19 protein-coding genes and 1 pseudogene are annotated in these 22,128 nt (G+C 58.7%); 5 read left to right on the top strand and 15 right to left on the bottom strand.

Annotated elements, in window-relative coordinates; all coding sequences use genetic code 11:
• Nucleotides 1-449: 449 nt before the first annotated feature.
• The 7 genes from U5A89_RS07020 to U5A89_RS06990 form a co-directional block, all read right to left on the bottom strand.
• Nucleotides 450-611: an integrase arm-type DNA-binding domain-containing protein gene (locus U5A89_RS07020; protein ID WP_338160475.1), complete on the bottom strand. Its 162-nt coding sequence runs from the start codon at nucleotides 609-611 to the stop codon at nucleotides 450-452.
• A gap of 628 nt (nucleotides 612-1,239) precedes the next feature.
• Nucleotides 1,240-2,895 carry a hypothetical protein gene (locus tag U5A89_RS07015; RefSeq protein ID WP_338160474.1) on the bottom strand — a complete coding sequence of 552 codons (1,656 nt, stop codon included), beginning with the start codon at nucleotides 2,893-2,895 and terminating at the stop codon, nucleotides 1,240-1,242.
• A gap of 467 nt (nucleotides 2,896-3,362) precedes the next feature.
• On the bottom strand, nucleotides 3,363-5,078 hold the full coding sequence (locus U5A89_RS07010; protein ID WP_338160473.1) for a hypothetical protein: 1,716 nt from the start codon (nucleotides 5,076-5,078) through the stop codon (nucleotides 3,363-3,365).
• An 884-nt stretch (nucleotides 5,079-5,962) separates the two neighbouring features.
• Nucleotides 5,963-6,751 (bottom strand): SDR family NAD(P)-dependent oxidoreductase, encoded by a 789-nt coding sequence (locus tag U5A89_RS07005; RefSeq protein WP_338160472.1) that lies wholly within the window; start codon nucleotides 6,749-6,751, stop codon nucleotides 5,963-5,965.
• A gap of 11 nt (nucleotides 6,752-6,762) precedes the next feature.
• Nucleotides 6,763-7,953 (bottom strand): zinc-dependent alcohol dehydrogenase, encoded by a 1,191-nt coding sequence (locus tag U5A89_RS07000; protein ID WP_338160471.1) that lies wholly within the window; start codon nucleotides 7,951-7,953, stop codon nucleotides 6,763-6,765.
• Nucleotides 7,953-8,528, bottom strand: a complete 576-nt coding sequence (locus U5A89_RS06995; RefSeq protein WP_338160470.1) for an SRPBCC family protein — start codon at nucleotides 8,526-8,528, stop codon at nucleotides 7,953-7,955. Before U5A89_RS06995 ends, U5A89_RS07000 begins: the two co-directional genes overlap by 1 nt.
• A gap of 251 nt (nucleotides 8,529-8,779) precedes the next feature.
• Entirely contained in the window at nucleotides 8,780-9,007 is a 228-nt protein-coding gene (locus U5A89_RS06990; RefSeq protein WP_338162964.1) for a DUF3072 domain-containing protein, read from the bottom strand.
• A 158-nt stretch (nucleotides 9,008-9,165) separates the two neighbouring features.
• On the opposite strand from U5A89_RS06990, the gene U5A89_RS06985 reads away from it, so the two are divergent.
• From U5A89_RS06985 to U5A89_RS06970, 4 genes are read left to right on the top strand one after another with little or no spacing between them, the layout of a single operon-like run.
• Entirely contained in the window at nucleotides 9,166-9,381 is a 216-nt protein-coding gene (locus tag U5A89_RS06985; protein ID WP_338160469.1) for a hypothetical protein, read from the top strand.
• A 13-nt stretch (nucleotides 9,382-9,394) separates the two neighbouring features.
• Entirely contained in the window at nucleotides 9,395-9,685 is a 291-nt protein-coding gene (locus U5A89_RS06980; protein ID WP_338160468.1) for a hypothetical protein, read from the top strand.
• 46 nt (nucleotides 9,686-9,731) lie between these two features.
• The gene (locus U5A89_RS06975; protein ID WP_338160467.1) at nucleotides 9,732-10,622 is read left to right on the top strand and encodes a diacylglycerol/lipid kinase family protein; all 891 of its coding nucleotides are present in this window, start codon (nucleotides 9,732-9,734) and stop codon (nucleotides 10,620-10,622) included.
• The gene (locus U5A89_RS06970) at nucleotides 10,603-11,472 is read left to right on the top strand and encodes an inositol monophosphatase family protein (protein ID WP_338160466.1); all 870 of its coding nucleotides are present in this window, start codon (nucleotides 10,603-10,605) and stop codon (nucleotides 11,470-11,472) included. Before U5A89_RS06975 ends, U5A89_RS06970 begins: the two co-directional genes overlap by 20 nt.
• Before the next feature lie 7 nt (nucleotides 11,473-11,479).
• On the opposite strand, the gene U5A89_RS06965 is transcribed toward U5A89_RS06970, so the two are convergent.
• The 4 genes from U5A89_RS06965 to U5A89_RS06950 all read right to left on the bottom strand — a co-directional run bounded on the left by U5A89_RS06965 (nucleotide 11,480) and on the right by U5A89_RS06950 (nucleotide 18,532).
• Nucleotides 11,480-12,250, bottom strand: a complete 771-nt coding sequence (locus U5A89_RS06965; protein ID WP_338160465.1) for an SDR family oxidoreductase — start codon at nucleotides 12,248-12,250, stop codon at nucleotides 11,480-11,482.
• Nucleotides 12,251-12,323: 73 nt separating this feature from the next.
• Nucleotides 12,324-15,458: a DEAD/DEAH box helicase gene (locus tag U5A89_RS06960; RefSeq protein WP_338160464.1), complete on the bottom strand. Its 3,135-nt coding sequence runs from the start codon at nucleotides 15,456-15,458 to the stop codon at nucleotides 12,324-12,326.
• A gap of 52 nt (nucleotides 15,459-15,510) precedes the next feature.
• Complete coding sequence (locus tag U5A89_RS06955) at nucleotides 15,511-15,717, bottom strand: hypothetical protein (protein ID WP_338160463.1); 207 nt, start codon at nucleotides 15,715-15,717, stop codon at nucleotides 15,511-15,513.
• Between the two features lie 115 nt (nucleotides 15,718-15,832).
• Nucleotides 15,833-18,532: a hybrid sensor histidine kinase/response regulator gene (locus U5A89_RS06950; RefSeq protein ID WP_445190690.1), complete on the bottom strand. Its 2,700-nt coding sequence runs from the start codon at nucleotides 18,530-18,532 to the stop codon at nucleotides 15,833-15,835.
• A 401-nt stretch (nucleotides 18,533-18,933) separates the two neighbouring features.
• Here U5A89_RS06950 and U5A89_RS06945 point away from each other — a divergent pair, with 401 nt between their 5' ends.
• Entirely contained in the window at nucleotides 18,934-19,113 is a 180-nt protein-coding gene (locus U5A89_RS06945) for a hypothetical protein (RefSeq protein ID WP_338160461.1), read from the top strand.
• Nucleotides 19,114-19,171: 58 nt separating this feature from the next.
• Here the strand turns inward: U5A89_RS06945 and U5A89_RS06940 are convergent, their stop codons facing one another.
• From U5A89_RS06940 to U5A89_RS06925, 4 genes and pseudogenes are all read right to left on the bottom strand, one after another.
• Nucleotides 19,172-19,672: a DUF1543 domain-containing protein gene (locus U5A89_RS06940; RefSeq protein ID WP_338160460.1), complete on the bottom strand. Its 501-nt coding sequence runs from the start codon at nucleotides 19,670-19,672 to the stop codon at nucleotides 19,172-19,174.
• Entirely contained in the window at nucleotides 19,669-21,315 is a 1,647-nt protein-coding gene (locus U5A89_RS06935; protein WP_338160459.1) for an FAD/NAD(P)-binding protein, read from the bottom strand. Before U5A89_RS06935 ends, U5A89_RS06940 begins: the two co-directional genes overlap by 4 nt.
• Nucleotides 21,316-21,731: 416 nt before the next feature.
• Nucleotides 21,732-21,824, bottom strand: a pseudogene (locus U5A89_RS06930) (tyrosine-type recombinase/integrase); the annotation flags it as partial.
• A 139-nt stretch (nucleotides 21,825-21,963) separates the two neighbouring features.
• Entirely contained in the window at nucleotides 21,964-22,098 is a 135-nt protein-coding gene (locus U5A89_RS06925) for a hypothetical protein (protein WP_325420111.1), read from the bottom strand.
• Nucleotides 22,099-22,128 lie beyond the last annotated feature (30 nt).

The following is a 22,128-nucleotide window of genomic DNA, read 5'->3' as shown; positions in this document are numbered from 1 at the left end:
ATACTGTCCGCTACGGCCGGAGACGGCGCGCATTGCGCCCATACGGGAGAGGCGGAAGCGGTTGCCAGGGCGGCGACGCTGGTGCCAAGCGCCAGGGTCCAGCGACGCGCCGATATCATAGTCCCGCCAATCATTAAAACCCCCCCGCATGTAACGCCGATGTAGCGTCAAATTTCAATCTATTATCGCGACATGGCGTGCCACTCCATTCTTGTCGAGATGTAAAATTGAAGGCTAAAGTAACTTTTGCTGATGATATTCAGCAAGAAAATAAGCGTCGCAACCGCAGGATGCGCAAGATCGATCAAGATTTTCGCCCGTCACGCCCGCCTACCAGTCGTTAGACCGGACAATTCGACGTAGTTTTATCCCCCGCCCGCGCGGGACGCGCAGCACGCGCATCGCTGGATAGCTAGACGCTTATATTCTTGGATGTAATGACAATACCATCATAGAGCGGGGTCCAAGCCAGCAGCATGCACCTCCCGCGCTTCGGCTCGCAGTATACGGGCTCTCTTTAAAGAAACATCCGGATAAGCGCCACGAGAGAATAGCTTTTCGACCTTCTTGGACCGTCCTTGGGCATCGGGTCCGTCGATCCAAAATTTCAATTTCTATAGTCGGCTGCCATTCGGGCTGATCAGGAGGAAAAGGCCGCGCTCGTCAGCGACCTTGTATGGCTTGTCCTGAGGCTTTAGCCCCTGATTCTCGTGTCTGAAAGCGCCATCTGCCGACCATCCCATCTGCCTCGTCCGCTTCCTGGTGGTATCGCGTGTCACGCTTTGGCCTCATACCCCTTTCCGATACCCCCAATGGGGAACGGAACGGACAGGCATGGACGGCGACAAACGCACCTAGCCAGAAAGCGCGAATTTTTAGCAGATTTCCGTCGTTTTTCAACCCGATGTGGATACTGACGGAGGAGGTAATGGTGCGCTTACAGTCATCGAATAGCACCGGAAAATCCCTGTATTGAGGTAACTTTGAAAAGTCAAATGGTCTGATACCCCCTAACATACCCCCAGTCATTTTCGAGGCATTTCGGCGGCTGTTCGAGTCACTCAAGTTCAGATTTGGCGTGAATTTGCTGGCAGCTCGCGACCAGCTTAGGCCGTTCCGTTGCAGTGCTGGAAATGTCGGCTCTTGCCAACACCTACCGTTCTTCCTTCCGAGAACTGGCAGCCGGGCTCCTCATGATGCCTTGTTCAGCTCCAGAAAATTGGAGGAGTTGCTTGCAGCTCAACGCATACGCGTTGCTACGATGACCCCATCTTCAATTTTCAAATCTATCGAGAGGGGGGCGTCGTGAGTGGAGATATCCGTGCCGATTGTTTGGAGGCCATCGAACACAATCGCGCTTTGAGCGGAGATGCGGTCCAACACAGCGTTTTCGTTGCGCAAAATTTTGGAGCGTTCAGTAGCACTGGTGACGGCTTTGATTTTCTCGCGGAGGATTTGGTCCAGCGCAACGGCTGCCTCACCCTGCGGCAGCAAGGCTAGTACAGAGGCTCTGATATCCTGAAGCCGATCCCATTTACGCTGTTCTCGGCCGGGGAAGGCAGAGAAGAGCTGCCAGCCACAAGCGCGCGCGCGTAAGCATAGCAGCATTTCGCGATAGAGTTTGTCCAGCGCTGACTGCTGCTCATCCAACGCCTTTATATACTTACCCTGTCGGACCCACTCCTCATCTTTCAGGATCTTCAGGGCTTCGGTTTGGCTGCGGATGTCGATGGCAAGATGGTCCTGCACCTCCAGCAGCTTGGTCTCGTGCATTTCAATGACGTGAACCACCTCATCCGAGAGCTCTCCGGACAGCACTGACCCAGCAATCTGTTCAAAGTAGCGGATCGATCCTGTCAGGACCGATCGACGCTCGTTTTTTTGAAACGTAGCGACATCCTCGATGGCTTCCTTGATGTCCGAGAGCTTCTCGCTGATGTCGGCGAGATGTTTTTGCGCCAACACAGCAGATGCGATATTGAGAGCCGCGCCGGAAGTGGCCAGGGCCGAAAGCTTCCCGACATCGAGTTTGGTGGCTCCGGCGAGTTCGTTCGTGCCGATTTTGCGGAGTGTGCCGATAAGGCCCCCGTGCTTGACGCTCTCCACCAATTTGGTTCCAGCCGGGACAATCACATTCATGTAATTGCTGGTCCCAACCTCTACGGCCATCGCCATGCCAGGTACCACCTGCAAAAGGGGATTTAACCGGCTAATGCCGGTGTCATCCTTGCTGACCTTACGCCATCCAGCTTCCGAATCCGGTGGACTGATCTGGGCAAGCGTTAGGACAGGTGTTCCACTATCATTACTGATGACCAAAGCCTCAGCGTTACTGATAGGCGCTGGTGTCGAGTTTACCGCCTTGGTTCCCTTACTCGCGCGCGCAACTTCAGTATGCGTCCCGCGTAGGAAAGCGATTTGCAAAAGGCAGGCGGCCAGAGGAGGCCATTCTGCGGCGCTCAAAAAACTGCGGGCACCCTCGGCAGCTGCTTGACGAGCCTCGTTCACGGCTGCTTGCTGCTTGTCGGTCGGGATCGACGAGAGACGTTGCGACGTAAAGACATTGAGTAGAGCTGTCTCGTCGTCGGCCAGCTCGTCCTCCTGGGCAGGCGACCCCAGCTGTTTGCATAACGCGTCGATCATGCGTTGATACGAAGGGCGGCTACCATCCGTGATATTCAGTGCCTTCTGGCCAAGGCGGTAAATCTCATCGCCGATCTGATCGGTATACCGACTGTGATTCGGGGCGTGCCGTTCATAGGCCCGGCAGATCTTAAGTATGCTGAGAGGCGTCTGCGTAAGCGTGTCGACCAAAGGCGCTAATTGATCGTCATTGCTCATACCCAGAATCTTGTAGATGACGGGAACGGCGGTGACGTCCGCTGGGGCATCCATGCAGGCTATACCGATCTTTGATTGAAAAAATAGCTCGATCCGATGTCCGTCAGAACCTGATGGCGGTCAAGATATTGTCACTCTTTTTAAATTTTTCAGGCGGCCGATAGAGACCGAATGCGACAATTATTTTTCAACGCGACCGGTGTCCAATTGAGTCACAATGGCTGGTTGTCGAGGAAGCTAGCTTCTTAGGGCATCGTCTGGGATGGCCAGAAAATCGCAGGTTGCACGTGCCGTTACCGATCAAGATAGTCGCTTAGGACCGCGCTAACCAACGTCAGGTATCGACGGAAGCTGCCATCGCCTGTTCCGAGCGAACCGTCTCTTAAAAGGGAGCGCCGCCACATCCGCACCAACGAAGTCGCGAACGACGTCTCAGTGGCGGTCGATCTCTTGAAATTTGATTTATCGTTCCTGCATGGCGCACATGCATGCGCCAGGCCGAAATGGATCAAGCTCGCCGATCAATCGGGCCCGCCGTTCGGCTCCTCAATAAACGAGCATTCCCACGATTGTGCGCGAACCATGTCTACCATGTCCTGATCGTACTTGAACAACGGCACGTGCAGGTGCCGGCCCGCCAGCGAGAACGCTCCTTCTTCCCACCGCGGGTCGGCTTCCACGAAATAGCGCAGCTCGATCCCTTCCAGGTGAAGGAGGAGCGCATCTATGTCCGCCAGCTCCCCTCGGGCACGCATCTCGCCGAGCGCAAGCGACAGGAGCGGCAGCGTGATCCGCGCGATCCCTAGCGCGGGATCGAAGATCTCGGGTGCACCGAAGCACGACCGAGCGAGGATGCCGTGCCGGATGTCAGCCACCGCAACAGGCCGCCCGACGGCGGCACTCGCGATAGCTTCCTGCTCGGTTACCTCCAGTGCGCGGAACTTCTCCACTTGGCCGATGCCTTCGCGAATGCGATCGGCCAGTCGCTCCGTCAGGCGAGCCCCCTGCGGTGGTAGCGTCCCCTTGGCCTGGATGAGCAGCACAGGCCCGGTCTCGCCAGCGACGACGAGGTCGATTTCCCCACCCGCATAATCGTAGCCCGGTCGGAGGAACCAGGGATGGCTCCGCCGCAGGAACTCGATTGCCTGGCTGATGAGCACCGGCTCCAGCTCGTGGGAGACGTGGTTCGCATAGGTACGGGCATCCAGCGTGGAGAAGGCGAAGACGGCATTGCGGAGATGGAGGAAGTTCAAGACTAGGATCGGCGAGAAGACGTAGCTCTTCTCGAAGCGCGCGAAGGGCGGGAACAGGCCATCCCCGCCGTTGTGGCGCGCTGGCGATTGCCGGAAATCAACGCAGAAAAATCGGATGAAGCGCTCGACATCCCCGGGCTCGGCGGCCGACAGCCTCGCGATCAGCCCGACAAACCACTCTGCCTCGACGTTGCACGAGATCCATTCGAGGGTCTCGTCGGAGATGCCCTTCCCGTCATTTTCGCGGTTGGACGTCGCCCCGAGGATCATCGATATCTCGAGCGCCAGCTCGGCATAGGCGAGGATCGCTGCGCGAATGCGATAGAATCCCGAATATCCCGACCCGAAGATGCGCTCCATGCCTTCGGGCGCGACGAGGTTGGGCTCGGCGAGCGAGAAGAGCAGCGCTTCGATCTTGCGGCCCAGCAACGGGCCGACCAGGTCCCAGTTCGCATCCGGGAGATCCCGCACGATCTCGCGCAGGACAGGATCCAGCTCCTTCTTCGCCGGGAACGGGAACACGAGCGCAAGCTCGCTGAGCAGGATATCGCGCGCCTGCATCTGCTCAAACCATTCGCTGCGCAGGACGAGGCGAAACCCCTCCCTGATGGTCGTGACCGTATAGTATTTCTTGTGGGCCTCCGGCATGAACTCGCTGAAATGCGCGTAGCTCAGCAGCTGCGCCATCTGCTCGCCCGTGGGATCCGCTTCCAAGAATCCGTCCAGAGCGTCGCGGGCTGAGGCTCCAAAGGGTTCGGCCTGGCGCCGCACCAATAGCGGCAGCAGGTATCCCATGCGCCGTATCGCGGTCTCGGAAACCCCCGGTTGCGGGTCCAGGTCGAGCAGGCCTGCATGCTGGGTGACCCAGAGGAAATAATGCAGTCCCGCCAAGACCGCCCGGGCGGGAAGCGCCATGATCGGCATCGCGGCAATCGCGGTGTCCGCCTCATTCTCGAACTGCCGCAGGTCGTCAATGCCGTCCACAAAGTGCTCCGCCAGAAGGTCCTGCCACGATATTGGCGCAATCGTGTCAGGGCAACTGCTGCCGCCGATGCATCTGACGCCGCCCTCAATACTGCGAGACGCGGAGCGAGCCTTCGGCGCGCGATGCCATCGGGCACGAGCTGTGGCTTGGCTGCCGGAGCGCTGAAAAGCGCCCGCCGCGCCGTGTTTAAAGTGTCGCGTGCATCCGGCAGGACTGTGCATAGCCGGGCGCGGTGACAAGGCACAGGTACAGTTTCGGAAGCGGGATGCTGACCGGATCGGCATCGCCCATCGTCTTGAAGGCCCTCGGCTACCAGACCGCCTGGGCCTGCGCGTAGCTCGGGCCCTTGAGGACCTCGATGCCCATCCTAAAGCTGCCCATGAGCAAGCAGCGCACGCACTGTCGTTCTGCGCTGACGATCGGCCCATTGCATGTCGGCTTGCAAGACAAAACCGGCCATCGACGTACTCCCCACGACCGGTAGAAATGTCCCAGGGGCAGGCGTTCCTGTTCTGGCGGCGTCGATAAGGAGTCGGGTCGCGAGTCGACCCTAATACGACATTCAGGAGCGGATTTTTGTATCCCGGCTGCTTAACGTCCGGTTCTGGCGGCAATCCACTGAATTACCTTGTTTGGATGCGGCGGTGCGAAGGCTGGCTACCGCAATTCGACGTTTGCAGACCCCATCGATTTGAGCTGTAACAACGGATCTCTTCTAAACATTATGCGAGCAAAGATGGGATGACCAGCCTCTCTCTAATTCCGACTACCCATCTTAGTGAATCCGATGATGTGGTAGATCGATTTTCTTCAGCGGAAAAGGGAGCGCAGCTTCTAGTCCCGTCGTCTACCGAGCAAAAGCGATAGGTTTGCCTAGGGCGTTCTAGCCTTCATCGGCCGATCCCGGTTCCGCCATCTTTCGATGCTGTTCCGCCAAGATAGCCGCGGGCGTCACATGCGCGACGGCCGCCTGCACTTTGTTCTTCCACCCGGATACGATATGCGCTTCGCCCTTCATAAGCGCATCCCAGCCATCGCGCGCTACGTCGGCAGGATCGCTCTTGCTGTCGGATGATCCCACGCTAGTGTCGAGCATATCGGCGCGATCGAAAAATTCCGTCTCGACCGGCCCTGGCATCAGGGTTGTGACGGTGACGCCTTTGCTATCCTTGATCTCGTTACGGATCGCGTCGGCAAAGCTGTCCACGAACGCCTTGCTGCCATTATAAACAGCCTGGAAGCTACCTGGAATGAAACCTGCGATCGATCCGGTGATCAACACCTTGCCGTCGTTACGAGCCACCATCGCTTTCAGAACCTGTTGCAGCAGATACAGAGTGCCGGTGATGTTCGTGTCTATCACGCGCCGCCAGTCGCTCACATCCTGATCGAGAAAAGCGTGACCCAGCCCGCGCCCGGCATTCGCACATAGCAGATCGACTTGTCGGCCATTGGACGCGGCCAGGAGCGTATCCACGCCTTGCAATGTTGCAAGATCGGCCTCGACTGCCATAACCTCGACGCCATGCTGCTTGAAATCCTGCGCAGCGGCGTCGATCAGCGGTTCGTCGGCAACGACCAGCAAATCATAGCCATTTTCTGCAGCGATGGAGGCAAGTTCGAAGCCGATGCCAGTGGAGGCACCGGTGACAATCGCAAATTTATTGGCCACGTTTGTCTCTCCTATTGCGCTGCGGCGGCAAGACCGGGCTTCAGCACGATCTTGGTCACTTCATTCTGGTTGTCGTGAAACATCTTGTAGCCCTTGGGCGCATCTTCCAGCCCCATGCGATGCGAGATCAGGAAGGTTGTATCGATCTTCCCCTCAAGAATTGCATTGAGCAGGGCGGGCATATAATGCTGTACGCTCGTCTGGCCGGTCTTGAGGGTCAGCCCCTTCTCCATGAAGGCACCCAAGGGAAACTTGTCCACGAAACCGCCATAGACGGCTGGCATCGACACGCGCCCACCCTTGCGACAGGCATGAATGGCCTGCCGGATAGAATGGGTGCGATCGGTCCCCAGAAACAGCGATGCTTTGATCTGATCGATCACATTATCGACAAAGAAACCATGGGCTTCCAGGCCTACCGCGTCGATCACCGCATCAGGCCCGATCCCGCCGGTCATTTCCATCAACGCTTCGTAGGTCTTCGATTCCTCGAAATTGATCGTCTCCGCGCCAAATTTTTTCGCCAGTTCCAGCCTATGCGGGAAATGGTCGATCGCGATGACGCGGTGCGCGCCCATCATGAAAGCGGACTGGACCGCAAAAAGCCCCACCGGACCACAGCCCCACACCGCCACCGTGTCGCCCGGTTCGATGTCCGCATTCTCTGCCGCCTGCCAGCCGGTCGGCAGTATATCCGACAGAAACAGCACTTCGTCATCTTCGAGCCCGTCCGGCACGACGATCGGTCCCACATCGCTGAAGGGTACGCGGACATATTCGGCCTGGCCCCCTGCATAGCCGCCGGTCAAATGGCTGTATCCGAACAGGCCCGACATCGGCTGGCCATACATTTCCTGGCCGATGTCCTGGTTGTCGGCCGGATTGCCATTGTCGCAGGCGGAATATTGATGCTTGCCGCAATGATAGCAACTGCCGCAGGCGATGGTGAAGGGCACCACGACCCGCTGTCCCTTTTGCAAAGTGGACTTGGGACCGGTTTCGACGACTTCGCCCATGAATTCATGGCCGAGGATGTCGCCCGCCTGCATGGTGGGAATATAGCCGTCATAAAGATGCAGGTCTGAGCCGCAGATCGCTGTCGACGTGATCTTGATGATCGCATCTCGCGGGTTGAGGATTTCCGGATCGTCCACCGTATCGACCCGGACGTCATGCTTGCCGTGCCATGTGAGCGCGCGCATCAGGCTCTCTCCTCGTCGCGTTGCTTTTGGGTAAAGGCTGCAGTTGCGACCTCGCCCGTCTCCATCAATTGCTTGAAACGGCGCAGATCGCGTCGCGCCTGGATAGCGGGTTCGCGCTGGAACAGCTTGGCGATCACCTTGCCCACCACACCAACGGGTGGATCATAGGCTATGGTTGCCGTGACGATGGTGCCACGCGCGCCTGCATCGCGAAATTCGATGCGGCCGCTATTGGGGACATCGGCGTCTTCGGCAGAAGTCCAAGCGATTAACTCGCCAGCCTTCTCTTCCGTAACGGTCGCGTCCCATTCCACGGTGCGTCCGGCCGGAGCCTTCACCACCCAATGCGAGGTCGTATTGGACAGGATGTCGATCCGTTCGACATTGTCCATGAATGATGGCAGATTGGAAAAATCGCGCCAATAGGCGAAGAGTTCGTCGCGAGGGCGGTTGATCGTGACCGAGCGCCCTATCAGGTCGTCGCCGCTGATTTGGGACACTGCCGCGATCCCACTCGCACGTTCTTCATTCAATTTCGATGTCGTCGGTGGGGCATCGTCTGTCGCCATCGCCATGGGCATTCTCCAGTCATTCTTATGATGTCCGCACGGAGCATTCCGATCGTTCGGCGGCTGTCTCCGGGTATGAGCGGACAACGCGTGAATGTCGGATCGGTCCAATACTCTATTGGAAAATCTGGCTGATCGACATCAACTTGGCTGGATTGAACATGACACTGTGGCAGGCTTGGCTTGCTCCATACAAGTTCGATCATGGTGAGCGACTTGCGTCACGAACCATCGAAAATGATCCAACCCCAAAGCTTTCACTCTCGCCCAAGCTTCGCCTTCATTTCATCGATCTGCCGCGATGCATCTGCTTTGGTTAGGTCGCCGGTCGGCAATTCCACACCCGCTTCTTCGCACAAAGTCGCCAGATAGGACGCCTGTGCGCCGGTGATGGGTTCATTGCCGGACACCCAATTGGCTGGATCTTTTTCCGCGTTCGAAGCCGGGTGCTCATCGAGTTTGGGATTATGGAGATGGTCGGTCATGATGGCCTCATCGTTCTTGATATGTTCCATTACAACTGTCCATGCGGCATGTGGTTCCTGCAATAAAGGTAGAAGACATGCAACCGATCGCTTGATCGGCGCTTCATGCAAAGGCGGGGCATCACCTCCGACCCTCATGTTGCGGAAGGATCAGGATCATGCCTGGAAACGAAAATGGTCTCGACCCTGAAAAGGGTCAATCGGACGAACTGCCCCGTCGCGGGCCTGCCGGAGACGTTCGACCCAATGGCGATGATCCCGATCCCCGCACAGGGGGCGGCAAGTCGCAGGAGGATGTCGACGATCGTCCCTCCGTCGGCACGGTAAAACCGGAAGATTATCCAGAGGCCGATCGCGCCGATTCCAAGCCCTAAGCAAAGGATCACCATGAGCACCACATTGACAGGCACATTCGATAGCCGGGACCAGGCGGACATGGCCGTGGAACGGCTGGTCCAGGAAATCGGCATCGAACGCACCGATATTTTCGTGGCGGCATCCGGACCAGACAACAGCGCGGGCAACCGGACCGGAGGCGCAGATAGCGACACGGTCGATCAGGACGAAAGGGACGATGTCCCTCTTGCTGGCGGTATCACGGTGTCGATCGATTTGCAGGACAATGCAAAGGTCGAAGTCGTCACAGCTGCTTTGGAAGAATTTGGCGCGCAACTATGATCGATATGTTGGCGACGCGATACAGGCTGAATGGCAGATATTTCGCGTGAAGGCGCTCCTGGTCCATAGTCCCAATGCGGGAACAAAGCCCGAGCCGATCCGGTCGCTCATGGGTCAATTGGAAGAGGCTGGCTTCGCCATCCGCTATTGCGAACATGGACGAGACGATATTCGATCCGGCATGAACGGCATGGAAATGGCGATCGCCGCTGGCGGCGATGGAACCGTCGCTTCGGTCGCCACTGAGATACCCGACCGGTCAATCCCCATTGCGATCCTGCCGATGGGCGGGTCCAATAATGTCGCAAGGGCGTTGGGCATTCGTCAATCGATTGAAGACGTTATCGTTTCTCTCGACGATGCGCGTGAAAAGCGGCTGACCGTAGGCAGCGTTACCGGACCGTTCGGGCGGAAAGGCTTTCTGGAAGCGGTAGGTCTTGGTGCGCTCAATGAATCCATCGAACTTGTGGATGAGTTGCCCGACACTCCGGAGGAAAAGCGTGAAAATGGACGTGCGGCTTTTCGCGAAACGCTGCGTACGGCCGCGCCGATTGTATGCGGCGTCGATATTGATGGCCGCCGTTTCGACGGGCCATGGCTGCTTGTCGAAATTCTCAACATTGGCGCAATCGGTCCACGGCTCCCGTTCGCGCCAAGGGCGGACACGCAGGATAGGCTGCTCGACATCCTGCTCGTCGGCGAAGCCGATCGCGACGCCATGGTGGGGTGGGCCGAACATTTCTCCGGCCCGCCACCGGCCCGATTGGAAACAGGCTGCGTCGTCACGCTTCACGCCAGCGGCCTGTGCCCCCGGATCGACGATCGCCCCATCGACATGCCTGACGACGCATGGACGGTAGAAGTACGGCTGGACGACGAGCCGGTGACGATATTGGTGCCGAGCAGCATGATGGGACATGACGATGCCGCCTGCTGAGTTGATGCCAACACAGGACTTGCTTGCCCGCATGGAGGCTGTGGCGGTCGAACTGGCCATGATCGGCGGCCGGGAAATCATGGCTACGCTGGGCAGCCTTATGGCCGTAGAATATAAAGGGGATGACAACGCCATCGCCTCGATGCGCGACCCGGTAAGCGAAGTCGATGGCCGGGTCGAGGCGATGATCCGCAGCCATCTGGCAGATCATTTCCCCGACCATGGCATTATCGGCGAAGAGATGGCTATCCGGCCGGGACCGGACAGCGATTTCGTCTGGGCGGTCGATCCGATCGACGGGACCAGCAACTTCATCAACGGCTTCCCCTTATTCGCATCATCCGTGGGAGTACTGTACCAAGGCGTTCCAGTCGTCGGCGCATTATGGTGCAGTACAAGTCATTTGCTAACGCCTGGCGTCTATCATAGCGGCGGCGGCGTGGGTTTGCGGTTCGAAGGCGAACAGGTCTCACGCATGCCCAACCCCGCCGTTCGCAAACGGCTCGCAGGCGACCCGCATGGCCAGTCTGGCGTCGGACCGTGGGATGGGCGCAAGACAGGTTCGGCCGCGATCGAATGCGCTTTCGTCGCGGCAGGCCTTTTGCAAGTCGCCAGGTTCGCCACGCCCAACATCTGGGATGTCGCGGGGGGAATAGCCCTTGCGCACGCATCTGGCGCTTCGGTGCTTCAGGAGGAAAATGGAAATTGGGCGCCATTCGCCAGCTTTGGCGACCAATTGGCGCAGATCGCGCAATGGCGGCATCCATTGATCCTCGGGACGCCTGAGGATGCCGCCCGCATGATCGACCTCCAGCGCGCTGACGCACAAGATCGAGGCCGCGTGCGATAACGAACCGTCAATGGGCGTAGATCATCTTGCGGGTCATGCCGCCATCGACGGCGATCTGCTGACCCGTGATGAAAGCCGCGCCCTCCGACGCCAGAAACAAGACGGTAGCGGCGATGTCGGATGGTTCGCCGACGCGGCCGACCGGATGCTGATCCCGGTCGATTGCGCGATGTTCCACCGCTTCGCGCGCCTGTGCCTTGGCCCAGGGGCGCGTTTCAATCCAGCCGGGCAAGATGGCGTTCACGCGGATGTCTGGGCCAAGACTGATCGCCAGCGCATGGGTCAGAGCGCAGAGCGCACCCTTGGCCGCCGCATAGGCCTCCGTGTCGGGCTCTGACTGGATCGCGCGGGTCGATGCCATGATGACGATCGCGCCTTTGCGCTGGCGCAGGAGCGGGACGGCAGCGCGCACCATCAGAAAAGCGCCGGTCACGTGGCTGTCCTGCCACGCCTGCCATTTCTTAAGCTCCAGGCTTTCGATCGGACCGCTGACCGGATTGGCAAGGCCCGCATTCGAAACTAGCAGATCGATGCCCTTGACCTCTTCCGCCGCCTTATTCCAGGCTGTAATCTTATCGAACGCCTTTTCCACGTCGCGCTCGCTGGCGACGTCGGCCCGGATCGCGATCAGCTTGTCGGTCGGCATTTCATCGGAAAGATCGCGAACGGCTTCGGCATCCTGGTCCAGCACCGCCACTCGCCAGCCCTGCGTCAACAGGGCCTGTGTGATACCTTTGCCGATGCCCTGAGCACCGCCTGTAACGACCGCTATCTTCATATGGATTCCGCCTTCTCGATGGCCCGACAATCCCAGTGCCGCAGATCAGGGTGATCGACGCAAGGCCGGGGCGTTAGTTCCGCAAAGTGCCAATGCTTTCGAGCAGGTCGGTCACCCTTGCGAGCCGATCAGCCTCGTCGGTCTGCGCCTTCAAAAGCCAGCGGCCGTTTTTTTCGGACAGCCCTGCACATTGGCTCATTTTGCGATCGGTTTCGCGCGGCGTCAGCGCTATCGCGGCCGGGCCTGCATCGACGCGTGCAATCCCGGCGACCCGCGCGAAAATAGCAATTCTGTTGGCATCGATCAGACGTTCGGCAGCGGAGGGCAGCGGACCAAATCTATCCGCGATTTCCCCCTCCAAAGCGCTGAGGGCAGCTTCATCGACAAGCCGCGAAAGCCTGACATAGAGGCCCAGACGGATGTCGGGATCAGGTATCCAGTCCGATGGCAAGCCGCCCGCGATGCCCAGGTTGAGTTCGGGTGTCCACAGTCCAGCATCTTCATCCCGCGCCTCTTTCAACGCCGCTTCGAACAGATGCTGATAGAGATCGACCCCGATCAGCTTCATATGCCCCGCCTGCGTGTCGGCCAGCGGATCGCCAGCGCCCCGTTGATCGAGATCGGCCGCGCTGATCGCAAAACCCGCACCCAGCCGGTCATAGGTCGCCAACGTTCGCAGCCGCTTCATCGTGCGTTCCGCAATCTCTCCCGCTTCGGTCAGCAAAATGACCTGACCCCGGCGATTGCCTCGGCCAACCCGCCCACGCAGTTGATGAAGCTGGGCGAGGCCGAAGCGGTCAGCGCGCCAGACGATCATCGTGTTGGCGCGCGGCACGTCCAGTCCTGCCTCGATGATGTTGGTCGCCAGCAGAACATCGCCTTCGCCACTACCAACGCGAACCATGGCATCGTCGATGGCGGCTACCGCCATCTTGCCATGCGCTTCGATCAGCGCGAGGTCCGGCACGATCCGCGCCAGCCGTTCGGCCAGCGGCGCGAGATCCTCGATGCGGGGCACGACGACAAAGCTTTGTCCGCCACGGGACCGCTCACGCAAAAGCGCCGTCCTGATCATCGCATCGTCGGGGCTGGCAAGGCTCGTCCGGATCGGCTGGCGACGGGCGGGTGGCGTCGCGATCACCGACATCTGTTGCAGGCCGATCATCGCGCGGTGCAACGTCCTGGGGATTGGCGTCGCACTCATCGCCAGCAGGTGAAGGTCGGTGCGTCCCCGTAGTCTTGCCTTGTCAGCCGCGCCAAAACGCTGCTCTTCGTCAATGATGATAAGCCCCAATCGGGCATAGCGAATGTCCTTCGCCATGACTGCGGCGGTGCCGATGACAATGCCGATGGACCCGTCCGCCAGCCCTGCTTTAGCCGCCTTTTTCTCCGCCGTGCTGGAAAGGCGTGAAAGGCCAGCGACGACCACCCCCGTATCGGCAAAGCGGCGCTGGAACGTCTCGACATGTTGCCGAACGAGAACCGTCGTAGGCGCGGCTAAAATGACTTGATAGCCTGCAAGAGCGGCAAGCGCGGCGGCACGCAGGGCGACCTCCGTCTTGCCATAGCCGACATCGCCGATAACCAGGCGATCCATCGGCCGTCCGCTGACCAGGTCGTCCCGTACCGCCTGGATCGCCCGGGCCTGATCCGCCGTCTCGTTGAAAGGGAAGCTGGCCACAAATCGTTCATAAGCGGCGCTATCGGGTTCTATGACGGCGGCTTTGACATCGGCTCTCTCCCGCGCCAATCGAAGGAGGTCGCGCGCGCTCTGCGCCACCGCCTCGTCGATCGCACCGCGACGCTTCTGCCAGGTCGATCCGTCCAGCTTGTCGAGCCGCACCGCATCGCCATCGGCACCGTAACGCCATAACAGGCCCGCCTCCTGGCATGGAACGAGCCGCCGGGCACCATTGGCATATTCAAGCGCAATCAGTTCCGCGTCGCCATCGCCTGAAGGCGGCGCCAGGCCCAACACACGCGCGACGCCATGATCCTCATGCACCACGAGATCGCCTGCACGAATGTCGCCGCCCGACTGGGCAAGCCCAGCGGCAACGCTGTCTTGCGCTTCGCCAATCAACGCCCGGCTACCCAGAAGATCGGCGGCCGCGATCATCAAGAGCTTCGTGCCAACAGCGCCCCGGTCGATTGACGCAACCAGCGCGGCAATCGCTTCCGGCGCAAGTTCATCGACCGCTGCGATCGCTTCGATGGTCTCGACCGTAACCTTGAACGTCCTGGCGATCTTCGGCCGGAGGAAACGGACATCCCGCTCGCTGCCAACCAGCAGCAGACGCTTACCATCCTGCACATGCGGTGCCGCGAAGCGCTTCAGCGCCGATAGAGGTGAGCGCTGCTCCGCAAAGCGAGGGATGGGCGATATGGCGAAATCTGCCGGATCGCCTGAACGCCAGGCGGCAAGATCCTTTGTCCATAGTGACTGGGAGGCGGCATCGATCGCCGAACCCGAATTCCCGGCAGCTTCGGTGGCCAGCCGAATGAAACGCGCGCGGCGTTGTTCGGCCTTTGCCGAGACGTAAAGTCGCCCCGGCCGCAGGTGGGCTAATATGGTGACTTTCCGCTCCGACTCTGGTTCGGCCGCGCGACCAATCTCCAGCATCTCGCACGGCTCCTGCGTACGCTGCGTGATTGGATCATAGCGCCGGATGCCAACGACCCGCCCATCGGCGATATCGATCCGCGCCGGCAGCCCGGCATCGGCCGGAAAGATGTCGATGACCTCGCCGCGAACCGCCACCTCGCCTGGTTCGTCGACACGATCGTCGGCGATATAACCAAGCCGTTCCATTTCAGCGACGAACTGGATGGGATCGATCGGTTCGCCAACTTGCAAGCTGGGGGGCGCGGCGTCGAAGGCAGTAGGAGCCGCATAAAGCCGCGCGGCCCCTTCGCCGCTCATGATGGTTACAAGAGGACGGCGCTTGGACTCCTCCCCAAGCCGCCGAAGGTGTCGCAAGGCGGCGACACGTGTCCCGATGTTGGAAGGGGACGCTGGCGCTCCGTCACCGGGCAAGGTGTCACTCGACGGCAGAAAGACGACATGATTGTCAGGCACCAAGGACATGAGCGCACTAGCTACTGCTTCGGCCTCCTGCTCGTCATCGGCCAGATAGAGCAGATCGCCCGCGTCCAGCGCGTCGAGCAGCATCAGTATGGTCTCGCCAATTCCCTGCGAGGCGATCATTTCTCCACCGCGGCGCTAACATCAACCATATCAGGTCCGAGGGTAAGACGACTCAAAAGCCTTCTTCGCCCTGATGATCGCCATGGCCCGTTGCACGCAACGCCGCCCTGTCGCGATCTGCGCGCGCCCGCGCAGTCATCGTTCGTTCTTTCTGGGATGGGGAAGCGTTGGATTTCGGAGCGGCCTGCTCATAGAGGCTGCCCGTCGCTGCTGGCCGTTGATCCGCTTCCGGATTCTGGCCCATCCTCTTGTCTTCCACCACGCGCTCTCCTACAGGTGGGCAGCTAACGGCGTGATGATGTCGCGGGTTCCGCCAATGGCAAAAAGTCCGGTTCAAAAATGAAAAGCGGGAAGACGCGCGCTAAGGCGGCTCCTTAAGGATCAGATTGGCCGGTCGCTGATCGGCTGCCTAGTTTGTCACCTTCGTCTATCATCTCACGAACTTTGCTGGCGATGGCCTCGATTCCGAAGGGTTTGGTAATCACATGCATATCATGCTCTAGCAATCCGTTGCCGATGACGGCATTTTCCGCATAGCCAGTGATGAACAAAATCTTGAGTTTGGGACGTCCGACTCGGCCAGCGTCTGCGACCTGACGGCCATTCATTCCCCCGGGCAAACCCACATCCGTGATGAGAAGGTCGATGCGTAGATCAGACTGAAGCACCTTTAGACCGCTGGGACCATCTGCGGCTTCAATGACATGATATCCCCCGTCGGTCAGAACATCGACGATGAGCGAGCGAACGGAGGCCTCGTCATCAACGACCAGCACGGTCTCCCCATGTCCACCAGCATCAAGCTGCGTCGGCCGCAATTCCTGCTCGATCTCAGTTGCGGGTCCCATATGCCTTGGAAGGTATAGGCACATGGTCGTGCCTTCGCCGACTTCCGAATAAATCCGTACCTGTCCGCCCGATTGTCTTACGAAGCCATAGATCATCGAAAGACCAAGACCCGTGCCTTCGCCCAGCGGCTTGGTCGTGAAGAACGGATCAAAAGCGCGGGCGATCACGTCAGGGGTCATGCCGGTTCCGGTGTCGCTCACGCATAGCGACACATATTGACCAGGGGGTAACTCTCGTTCGCGGGCCATGCGGGCGTCTAGCCATTTATTGGCTGTTTCGATCGTCAGCCGTCCGCCATCCGGCATCGCATCTCGCGCATTGATGCATAGATTCAAAAGTGCATTTTCCAGCTGGTAGCGATCGACCAATGTCATCCACAACCCGCCCGATCCAACCACTTCAATCTCTATGGAAGGCCCTACGGTGCGGCGTATGAGGTCTTCCAAGCCAGAAATCAGCCGGTTTACATTGACGGCTGTGGGATCCAACGTCTGTCGGCGGGAAAAGGCGAGCAGTCTCTGCGTCAACGCAGCAGCCCGCTTTGCAGCGCCTTGCGCAGTTTCGAGATGGCGACCGATCGCCTCCAGGCGGCCTTGGGAAATACGCAGTTCCAGCAATTCCAGATTGCCGAGAACCCCGGCCAGCAGATTGTTGAAATCATGGGCGATGCCACCGGTTAACTGTCCCACCGCCTCCATCTTCTGGCTCTGGCGCAACGCCTCCTCAGTCGCGGCAAGGGCGTTGGCCGCTTCGGTTTCGGCGGTAATATCCCGGCCGAACAGATAGAGCATTCCGCCTTCCGGTACAGTGGTCCAAGCGAAGCTTCGGTGGCTGCCGTCCTGCGCGCGAAAAACGCTTTGCGAATCCACGACTGCAGCATTGGGCCGCGACAGTTTGGTCAATCGACGCTGCGCAGCTTCCTGGTCCTGCGCGACAAATTCGAGGAGATTGCGACCGACGGTATCGGCTTCACTCCATCCGAGTGTCTTCGTCCAGGATGGATTTACGGCGTTGATGACGCCTTGGGTCGTCGCCACCACCTTCACGATCGGGGAGAGCGCCCAGATCCGTTCCCGGTCGCGAGCGAGCTGACGTTCCTGAGTTATGTCACGTGCCACGGCGTGGATGCGCCCCGCATCAGGCACCGCATTCCAGTCGAGCAGTCGATAGCTCCCGTCACGGCAGCGATAACGGTTCTCAAAGAGAAGGGTCGTGACACCCTGAGCCAGCTTTTTGACTTCCTTGGCCGTGGCAGATAAATCTTCGGGATGCACGAAGTCGGCCAGGACCTGTCCAACCATCTCATCTTCTTGCCACCCCAAGAGCCGGGTCGCTGATGGGTTAACCGAGCGAATGACGCCATCAAAGTCGCAAACCAGCATCAGGTCCTGACTAAGTGACCACAGTCGATCGCGGTCGCGTCGTTGGGCTGAAACGGCATCGATGGTGCCCAGCGCACCTGCGATCTGCGCAGCGATAAGGTTGGCGAAATCACGGGTTGCTGCATCCAGCAGGCGGTAGGGGTTTAAGCCCATCACGAGAGCACCGATGGCCTGGGCCTCGCCAGGCTGTTCCACCGCGACGATCAACGCATCACGTGGCGGTATCTCCCAAGGTCCGGCCGGCAAATCCCGCGAGGCGCGATCCAGTGCGACCACCGCCTGCTTTTCGCCTGGCTGAATGGCCGTCACTGGCCAGGGCGTCGCGTCTCCCATGGCGGGATAGGGACTGTCTGGTAAATCGAACAATTGGAGGTTGGCGAACGGAAAGTCCCGGCTTTCATTACCAAACTGGGCACGAACCGAGCCGATAACTTCTGATCGACTTTGTGACCGGAGCAAAGCTGCGGACAGATCATTCAATTGTTTGATGCGCCGTTCATTGATAACCCTGTCCGTCTCCTCGCGAACGACGCACATCAGACCTTCGATAGCGCCCCCACTACCCATCAGCGGACTATAAGAAAATGTGTGATACGTCTCTTCGGGATAGCCGTTGCGCTCAAGGAGGAGAAGCAACTGTTCGTCCCAGGTCGCAACCCCATCTTGCATGACTGAGACAATGCGATCCCGGACGTCCTCAAAGACTTCCTTCCATACCTGTGACATGGGCCGACCCAGCGCTGTTGGATGTTTGGACCCTAAAGTGGGAATATAGGCGTCATTGTAGAAGAAGTTGAGATCTTCTCCCCAGCCAAGCCACATCTCAAACCGAGACAGGAGCATGAGCCGTAGCGACGCCTTGAGTTCTTCGGACCATCGATCAGGCGGACCTAAGTTCGATGCGTTCCAATCATGCGCTCGCATGATTGCACTCATTTTGGAATCGCCAGGGAAAACGTCAGGCCAGTCGTTTGTCACATTCCCCCCTTAAAATCGTTTGGCCAGACTTACGCCGAAGCCGTAATGATTTTAATAGCCCTGGGTTCCGTCGCGGCGTTCGCGCTGCGACACAGGGCGGTAAGGACAGGCCTGCCCAAAACGGCGGTCTTTCTCCAGATCATCGGCGAACTCCAGATCATCGGCGAAAATTTAATCTAAAATTCCTGTGTGTCATGTTCCAATCAATCAAGGGAACACTGACTAACTCGGCTCGTTATCAAAGCAGTGTCACATAGGAGAGACTGATGAGCATCGAAGGAAAAGCAAAAGAAGCAGCTGGCTACGTCAAGGAAGAGGCGTTTGAGCACGGCAAGTCAGCCGAAAGCCAAAAGAAGGCACAGGAAGGACGCGATTTGCGCAATGAGGGTCGGATAGAAGATGGCAAAGCGCCAAAGACTTCTGAACCAGGCACCGGCACGAAGTAATTTTTGATTTCTGCCGAATGATACGCCGCCCTCCTCAGGGCGGCGTTTTCGTATGCTCTTACTTTAGTGGGGTGTAACGGCAGGCAAATTTCGGTGGTCGCGCCGTTTGCGTGGCGACCAGGTGGATGTGAAGTTTTTCGCCAACAACCTCATTGAGAGCGAACGCCTTCTCAGCCTCATATAGATCGTCGCGATGGCCTTCCTTCCACGCAGGAATTGTTGACATCGCGCGCGCCTTGGCCTGGGTCACATTTTCGGCGACAACGAACATGTTGCGATGCTGTTCGGCGAAGTCAGCCGGGTCGTAACCACCTAGATTGACAAAAAAGAGTCGTTCGCGACCCTTATATGGGTCTGGCCGCAGCAGGACGTCATAGCCGTCTACGTGGTCGATCTCGGCCCAACAATCGATATGCAGCGTCCCGGGCGTACCCCACCATTGACGGCGAAGCGCATCATGCGTGGCCTTTAAAGACGGTGCCACTATGAACCGTACATCATGAATTTCTATGTGAGCGGCAGGATGTTCGCCGCCGATATAGATTGCGAACAATTTCATGCCGCGTCAGCCCGAACAGGGGCAGCAATCATGCGAGCGAGTTCCTCCCCAACGATACCGCCCATCTCATGCGAACTGGTGATCCCCTGAACAAAGGGATGACGGCCCAGGATGAAGGGAAGGCTGAGACAGAATAGCCGTTGCGCGCGCGGATCGGAAGATGCCGGGTGGAATGTCTCATCCACCGAGATTCCCTTAGTGGCGCCCGCGTCTGCATCTTGCGCGTCCAGAACGATGCCTTGTTCAAGAAGCGTCGGGAATGGGAAATCATCGGCTTCGAGCGGGCGTTGGCCAGTCGCATCGATGAACACGTTATAATGGCGCCGCTTTCCGTTCATGACGACGTTGGCGCCGGGATCTACCCCATGTGTCTCCACGCGATAGTCATTCCCAAGCGCGAGCACTTCAAGGTGGCCCGCGCGATGAAGAGCAAGGAGCCGCTGGATGGAGAGATGGGGAACACTCGCATATTCATCGACGAAGGCAGGCTTCAAATGCTTGCCGAAGGATTCCAGCGCCTCTTCGTCAAGATGCGGGATGATCAGCGCCAGCACTTCGTGCATCCGCAGGATGGCATAGCGCCACGGCACCGTAATTTGTTGGTCGAAATTGGCTTGCGCCTCCCGCAAATTTGAGGCCGCCCATTTAAACGGATCAGCATCTACGCGGTCGGCGAAAAAGCGCTCCGCGAAATCTTTCAAGGCCAGATCGGCCAGTCCGACATGATCGGCATAAGCAGGATCGGCGTGCGCCAGTTCCTGCTTGAAAAGCGCATAGGCCTGCCCGAGAAGATCCTCGGTCTGAGCCTCGATCAGTGCTGCGATCGCCTCATGCGTACAAAAGGCCAGTGGCTCATAGGGTATCGGATGGTAGAAATCCGCTTCCGGCAACAACCCCTTACGCGACATCATCGTCAGTCTAAGTCCTTCCGAACCCGCCCCGATCCGATATTCAACGCTGCCATCCGCACCATCGATGAATGCGCCATGCGCAGTAGCCAGGGCGACGACCGCGTCGATTGCCGTGAGAGAGCTGCCGCGAATACCAACATTGACGGCGTTGATGCGCTTAAGAGCCGAAGCTGGCCATGGGCTAAGAAAATAGCCAGGCCGCGCTTCGGGTTCGTCCGGCCACTGATGGCCAGTCGCCATGACGACGAAATCGAAACGATTGTCAGCTATATCCTCGTCCTCCCCTTCAATCTCCAATTGAACGCCATTGCCCTGGACAGACATATCCAAAACGCGACGGCCGGTTCGGATATCGATGATGAACCCCTTATCACGCGCCTCGTCCACGAGCCTGTCGAACTGGTCGAGGAAGTATCGCCCCAGTGCAACGCGCAGGTAAAAAGCGCGGTCATCAATATCCTTGGGATCGATGCCCAAACTTATGAGCCGTTTGCGGCTTTGACGGTTGAGCCAGGCAAGAAGCGTCTCGCACAGCGGCGGGATTTCAACGCTCGCAATGTTCGAAAGCATGGCCGGATCGTTCCACCCCGGTCGATACGGCGTACCAAGACCAGCGCGCGCCTGTTGCTCGAAGATGGTGATCCTCGCGGGGCGGGCTGCATGCTCAACAAACGCCTTGAGCGTATAGAGGGTGGTCGGTCCGGCACCGACAAAGGCAATGGAGGCGGTCATTCGGCTATGAATGCGTAGATGCCGGAGTGGTGCCATCTCAGAGCACGGCACATCAAAAATCATCTCGCCGCCGGTGACGTAGTTGTCCTACACACCCTTGAGATACCGTGGACCACCGCCAATCGAGAACACCGCTAGACTTGAGGCCGACGGAGAATGAGCCTTTGCGCGATTTCCTTTTCAACGCTGAATCTCCAAGACTTTTTAACATCTGTTTTTGTCGAGAGGTGTCGTGCACAGCAGCGCCGACTTAGCCACTATGCATCATCCGGCGCGTGGCAAAACGACCCTTCCCGGTCATTCAGTAGCCAAATTTTCGTCCCCGGCAGCAGACCTTCCGCTTTTGCGATTTTGATGATTGGTGCGTGACCGCCGCAGCCCAGACCCTGGCTCCTCGCAGCGACGAGGAGCCAGCCTTAGATTTCGGGGCCCTCTGCGAGAGTTAAAGCGTCCTCCACATCAACGCCGAGGTATCGGACCGTGCTTTCGATCTTCGTTTGCACAAGTAGCGTCACCTCGGAGACACCGAAATAGGCAGCGATGATACGCCGATCATCTTCGTCCAGTTAGCGCGGCGTGCCGCGCCGGATAAATTGTTGGATATAGGCCGCATTGCAATCGGGCAGGTAGCGCGAACATTAGTGGTCATCAATGTTCTGTCACGGGCTGGACGGCTTCAAACCCCATTGCGTCGCTGACTAAAAGAGCGACGCGCTTCCATATCGCGATGCCATCCTGATTGTCCGCCGGCGCCAGCCTGCCAATCTCGATGGCGACCTGCATCGGCGCATCCCCTGTAGATGTGGACCAAAA

It is taken from the genome of Sphingobium sp. HWE2-09, assembly GCF_035989265.1.
GTDB lineage: Bacteria > Pseudomonadota > Alphaproteobacteria > Sphingomonadales > Sphingomonadaceae > Sphingobium.
The sequence above is the reverse complement of the archived record's forward strand: the minus strand, read 5'-3'. Positions and strand labels throughout refer to the sequence as shown.

What these genes read in the sequence shown, in the direction of transcription:
- U5A89_RS06935 (WP_338160459.1), bottom strand. Translation starts at nt 21,315, where the DNA reads ATGACCGCCTCCATTGCCTTTGTCGGTGCCGGACCGACCACCCTCTAT.
- U5A89_RS06985 (WP_338160469.1), top strand. Translation starts at nt 9,166, where the DNA reads ATGCCTGGAAACGAAAATGGTCTCGACCCTGAAAAGGGTCAATCGGAC.
- U5A89_RS06945 (WP_338160461.1), top strand. Translation starts at nt 18,934, where the DNA reads ATGAGCATCGAAGGAAAAGCAAAAGAAGCAGCTGGCTACGTCAAGGAA.
- U5A89_RS06950 (WP_445190690.1), bottom strand. Translation starts at nt 18,532, where the DNA reads ATGCTCCTGTCTCGGTTTGAGATGTGGCTTGGCTGGGGAGAAGATCTC.
- U5A89_RS06925 (WP_325420111.1), bottom strand. Translation starts at nt 22,098, where the DNA reads ATGCAGGTCGCCATCGAGATTGGCAGGCTGGCGCCGGCGGACAATCAG.
- U5A89_RS06965 (WP_338160465.1), bottom strand. Translation starts at nt 12,250, where the DNA reads ATGAAGATAGCGGTCGTTACAGGCGGTGCTCAGGGCATCGGCAAAGGT.
- U5A89_RS06970 (WP_338160466.1), top strand. Translation starts at nt 10,603, where the DNA reads ATGACGATGCCGCCTGCTGAGTTGATGCCAACACAGGACTTGCTTGCC.
- U5A89_RS06960 (WP_338160464.1), bottom strand. Translation starts at nt 15,458, where the DNA reads ATGATCGCCTCGCAGGGAATTGGCGAGACCATACTGATGCTGCTCGAC.
- U5A89_RS06980 (WP_338160468.1), top strand. Translation starts at nt 9,395, where the DNA reads ATGAGCACCACATTGACAGGCACATTCGATAGCCGGGACCAGGCGGAC.
- U5A89_RS06995 (WP_338160470.1), bottom strand. Translation starts at nt 8,528, where the DNA reads ATGGCGATGGCGACAGACGATGCCCCACCGACGACATCGAAATTGAAT.
- U5A89_RS07015 (WP_338160474.1), bottom strand. Translation starts at nt 2,895, where the DNA reads ATGGATGCCCCAGCGGACGTCACCGCCGTTCCCGTCATCTACAAGATT.
- U5A89_RS07000 (WP_338160471.1), bottom strand. Translation starts at nt 7,953, where the DNA reads ATGCGCGCGCTCACATGGCACGGCAAGCATGACGTCCGGGTCGATACG.
- U5A89_RS06990 (WP_338162964.1), bottom strand. Translation starts at nt 9,007, where the DNA reads ATGACCGACCATCTCCATAATCCCAAACTCGATGAGCACCCGGCTTCG.
- U5A89_RS06940 (WP_338160460.1), bottom strand. Translation starts at nt 19,672, where the DNA reads ATGAAATTGTTCGCAATCTATATCGGCGGCGAACATCCTGCCGCTCAC.